Source organism: Actinosynnema sp. NPDC023658 (genome assembly GCF_040639995.1).
Taxonomy (GTDB): domain Bacteria; phylum Actinomycetota; class Actinomycetes; order Mycobacteriales; family Pseudonocardiaceae; genus Actinosynnema.
In genome coordinates, this window is sequence record NZ_JBFAAX010000581.1 from 1 (window position 1) to 3,610 (window position 3,610).

At 71.6% G+C, this 3,610-nt stretch carries 2 protein-coding genes; one reads left to right on the forward strand and one right to left on the reverse strand.

Annotation, left to right across the window (positions count from 1 at the left end; all coding sequences use genetic code 11):
- Positions 1-2,033: rhamnogalacturonan lyase (locus tag AB0G02_RS31500; protein ID WP_360801324.1), on the reverse strand; the 2,033-nt coding region annotated here is incomplete at its 3' end.
- Positions 2,034-2,212: 179 nt separating this feature from the next.
- Here AB0G02_RS31500 and AB0G02_RS31505 point away from each other — a divergent pair.
- A complete protein-coding gene (locus tag AB0G02_RS31505; protein ID WP_360801327.1) occupies positions 2,213-3,499 on the forward strand; it encodes an extracellular solute-binding protein in 1,287 nt (428 codons plus the stop codon).
- Positions 3,500-3,610: the final 111 nt, after the last annotated feature.

The following is a 3,610-nucleotide window of genomic DNA, read 5'->3' on the forward strand; positions in this document are numbered from 1 at the left end:
ACGTCGGCCACCAGCGACGGGTTGCCCTTCGTGCCGTTGTTGGCACGGGTGCCCTCCGCGGTGAGCAACGTCCCGCGCCGCCAGTCCTTGATCGCCGGCGTCACGTCCTGCGCGCCGTCCACGACCTGCGTGGTCAGGTCGGCCGCCCAGCGGATGCTCGCGTTCGTGCCGGGGATAGCGGTCGACAGCGGACGCCCGTCCGCCGACCACAGCCCGGCGGCGTCCGTGCCGCCCGGCAGCGACGCCCACGTCTCCAGCCCCGGCTCCTCCGGCAGCACGTCCCCGACCATGCCGCGACCGGTGTCCTTGCCGGTGTAGCCGCCGTAGATCACCTCGCCGGTGGCCGCGTCGCGCAGCGCGTAGCCGTAGGGCGCCGACGTCGCGCCCTCGTGCACCATGTAGATCTCCAGGCCCGGCCGCTTCGGGTCGATGTCCGTGACGTGCAGCGCGTCGCCGTGCCCGAGCCGCGCCACCGCGCCCGGGTTCGCGCTGCCCGGCGGCAGCACGCCCGACGAGTCGTACAGCAGCGTGCCGTCGTGGTCGATGGTCGACGCCCCGTAGACGATCTCCTGCTTGCCGTCGCCGTCCACGTCCGCCGCGCTCAACGAGTGCGCGCCCTGCGTGGTCAGCGTGCCGTACTCCGGCGACGTGCCGTCCTTGCCGTGCGCGGGGTAGTTGAACGGGTTGCTCATCGGCACCCAGCCGCTGTCGACGAACCAGTCCTTGACCAGCCTGCGTCCGTTCCACCGGTACGCCGCCAGCGTCGTGCGCGTGTAGTAACCGCGGGCGAAGACCGCCGACGGGCGCTTGCCGTCCAGGTAGGCGACGCCGGCCAGGAACCGGTCCACCCGGTTGCCCGGCTCGATGCGGCTCAGGGCGTAGTCGCCCCACATCAGCCCGTCGTCGTGCCGGCCCGGCTCGTACCGCACGGTCTCCAGCTCGCGACCCGACGCGCCGTCGAACACGGTCAGGTACTCGGGGCCGTCCAGGACGAACCCGGCGAACGCGCGGAGGTTGTTGCGGGTGCTGCGGCTCGGCGCGTAGACGTCGATGAAGTGGTCGACCAGCGCGCGGGCGTCCGCGTCCGACAGCGGGTAGGTGTAGCGGGGCTCGATGCCGAACGCCTGCTCCAGCGTCGCGGGCCAGTGCCCGGCCACCACCTCGGGGTGCTCGTGCCAGCCCTTGAACATCGTGACCAGGTGCTCGTAGTAGCCCGCGGCGCTGAGCCGGTAGTCGTCGCCGTGCGAGTAACCGGCGCGCACGTCCTCGCGCGGCATCGTCACGTACCGCTCCGACACCACCCTGCCGTGCCGGTCGTAGGTGGTCACCTTCGTGCCCGGCGCGGTCTTCATCATCATCTCCGAACGGCCGTCGCCGTCGAAGTCGTAGACCAGGAACTGCGTGTAGTGCGCGCCCGAGCGGATGTTCACGCCCAGGTCGACGCGGTGCAGCAGGGTGCCGTCGAACCGGTAGGTGTCGACGTAGGTCGGCCCGGTGTAGCCCACCTGCGAGACGTCCTTCGAGTTGGACGGGTCCCACTTCACCACGTACTCGTAGCTGCCGTCGCCGTCCACGTCACCGACGCTGGCGTCGTTGGCCGAGTACGTGTACGCCTCGCCGGCCGGCGTCACGCCGTCGGCGGGCTTGCGCAGCGGCAGGTCGTAGGACCCGGCCGACCACGGCGTGACCGGCTTGCTGCGCTCGCCCTGCCGGCCGCGGACCACCGGCGCGACCCGGTACTCCGAGCCGCCCACCGGGTCGAGGTAGTTCGTGCTGTCGGTGACCGTGGCGATCCGCCGGCCGTCGCGGTACACGGCGAACGCCGGGCCGTCCAGGCCGGTCGCGGTGTGGCCGGTGACCTCCTGCCGCAGCAACCGCCAGCTCAGGAACACCCCGCCGTCGGTGCGCGCGGCGACCAGGCCGCGGTCGAGGCGCTCCAGCCGCGGGCCGTCGGGGGTCGCCGTGGCCGGTGACGTGGACAGGACTAGCGCTAGTGCCGCCAGCACGGCGGACAGGGGTCTGACGCGGGTCATCGGCGGCCTCCAGGGGCGCGGCAGTGCGCGAGGTGCGTGACGACGCCACACGATGAACCGTTTCAACGCGGTTGGCAAGACCGGTCGACCGTGGAGTTCGGACCGGGGAACGGGAGCCTTGACGCCGTGATGGGGCTCACCTAGTTTGTTTGAACCGATTCAACCGAGGGGTGAGGGTGATGGGACGAGTGTCTCGCCGCGGCTCGGCAGGCCTGCTGGTCGGGCTGTTGTCGCTGACCGCAGCGCTGTCCGGGTGCGGTAGCGATTCGGCCGACGGCCCGGTGACGCTGCGGTTCGTCTGGTGGGGCAACGAGGACCGCGCCAAGGTCACCAGGGCGGCGGTCGACGCGTTCCAGGAGCGCCACCCCGACATCAAGGTCGAGACCGAGTACAGCGGCTACGACGCGTACTTCCAGAAGCTGTCCACCCAGGTCGCGGGCGGCGCCGGGCCGGACCTGCTCCAGCTGGACCGCGCCACGGTCGGGGAGTACGCGGGCCGCAACGTCCTGGCCGACCTCGGTGAGCACGTCGGCAAGGACCTGAAGCTCGACAAGATCCCGGCCGACCTGCTGGCGGGCGGCAAGGTCGACGGCAAGCAGTACGCCGTGGCGGGCGGCGCCACCACCCAGATGCTGATCTTCGACCCGACGCACTTCCAGGCCGCCGGCGTCACCGTGCCCACCGCGCCGGGTGAGAAGTGGACCTGGGCCGAGTTCGCGGAGGCGATGGCCAAGGTCGGGGCGGCGGGCCAGGTCTCGGGCACCACCGACTTCGGCTGGGCGATCGACTGGTTCGAGGTGTGGCTGCACCAGCACGGCAAGTCGCTCTACACCCCCGACGGCAAGCTCGGGTTCACCTCCGACGAGCTGGCCGGGTACTGGCAGATGATCGGCGGGATGCGGGCGGGCAGGGGAGTGTCGCCCGCGGAGGTGACCACCAAGATGGATGGCTCGGTGCAGAACTCCGGCATCGTGACCAAGCAGGCCGCCTCGGAGATCGGCTACGACTCCGCCGTGACCGGCTACTTCGGCGCGTTCGGCCCGAACCTCAAGCTCGCGCCGCTGCCCAGCGACGTGGCCGAGAGCGGCATGGCCGCCATGCCGCCGGTGTCGTTCGCGGTGTCGCAGCGGTCCAAGAACAAGGCCGCGGCGGTGAAGCTGCTCGACTTCCTGCTCAACGACCCCGACGCGGGCAAGCTGCTCGGCGCGTCGCGGGGCGTGCCGCCGAACGAGGAGGTCCGCGCGCAGGTGTGCGCCTCGGCCGACGCCGGCAGCAAGGCCGTGTGCGACTACGAGGTGGCGCAGGCGGACAAGATCGGCCCGGCCTTCGGTGCCTGGCCCACCGGGTCCTCGGCCATCAAGCGGGACTTCCAGCGCACCTACGACGACGTGATCTTCAACCGGGTCGGCGTCGCGGACGCGGCGAAGCGCGTCGTCCAGGACGCCGAGCAGTCGCTGGGGTCCTGAGCATGACCCAGTCCGTCCTGAGCAGGCCCGAGCTCGTCGACCCGCCGCCGACGGCGTCCGGCAGCCGCGGCCCCCGCCGGCGGGGACAGGGTGTGGCGTACCAGTTCCTGT

What these genes read in the sequence shown, in the direction of transcription:
- AB0G02_RS31505 (WP_360801327.1), top strand. Translation starts at nt 2,213, where the DNA reads ATGGGACGAGTGTCTCGCCGCGGCTCGGCAGGCCTGCTGGTCGGGCTG.